This is a genomic window from Blautia sp. AM42-2, from assembly GCF_003480245.1.
GTDB classification, from domain to species: Bacteria; Bacillota; Clostridia; order Lachnospirales; family Lachnospiraceae; genus Fusicatenibacter; species Fusicatenibacter saccharivorans.
The window spans coordinates 1-805 of record NZ_QUIM01000041.1 but is presented as its reverse complement, the minus strand read 5'-3'; the positions used below and the strand labels follow the sequence as shown (position 1 = coordinate 805).

Annotated in this window: 1 rRNA gene; it reads left to right on the top strand. The window is 49.6% G+C overall.

Features of this window, described 5'->3' with window-relative positions:
• Positions 1-95 precede the first annotated feature (95 nt).
• Positions 96-805: ribosomal RNA gene (locus DW915_RS15575) — 23S ribosomal RNA — on the top strand; the annotation flags it as partial.

Sequence of the window (805 nt, the reverse complement as noted above, 5' to 3'; positions counted from 1 at the left end):
AGAGATAATCGAAAGATTATTGAATCAATTGCTTTTAAAGCAGAGAACACAAAAGCCTGTCATCAACGCTATGATGGCAGCGGACCAAGAATACAGGTCAAGCATTAAGAGCGCAGGGTGGATGCCTTGGCACTGAGAGCCGATGAAGGACGTGATAAGCTGCGAAAAGCTTCGGGGAGGAGCAAATATCCATTGATCCGGAGATATCCGAATGGGGAAACCCACTTGAGCAGACCTCAAGTATCCATACGCCAATCCATAACGTATGGAAGGGAACCGGGGGAACTGAAACATCTAAGTACCCCGAGGAGAAGAAAGAAACCTCGATTTCCAAAGTAGCGGCGAGCGAAATGGAAAGAGCCCAAACCGTGGTGCGTGCACCGCGGGGTTGTGGACTGCATAAGGTACTCGAATCAATAGCCGAACAGTTTTGGGAAATCTGATCAGAGAGGGTGAAAATCCCGTAGGCGAAATTGAAGAGAGGCTGGCAGGATCCAGAGTACCACGAGACACGGGAAACCTTGTGGGAAGCAGGAGGGACCACCCTCCAAGGCTAAATACTCCTCAGTGACCGATAGCGCATAGTACTGTGAAGGAAAGGTGAAAAGGACCCCGGGAGGGGAGTGAAAGAGAACCTGAAACCCTGTGTTTACAAGCTGTGGAAGTGCCTTATGTGCACAACCGCGTACTTTTTGTAGAACGGTCCGGCGAGTTACGTTTACTGGCAAGGTTAAGTACTATAGGTACGGAGCCGAAGGGAAACCAAGTCTTAAGAGGGCGTGAAGTCAGTAAGAGTAGACCCGAA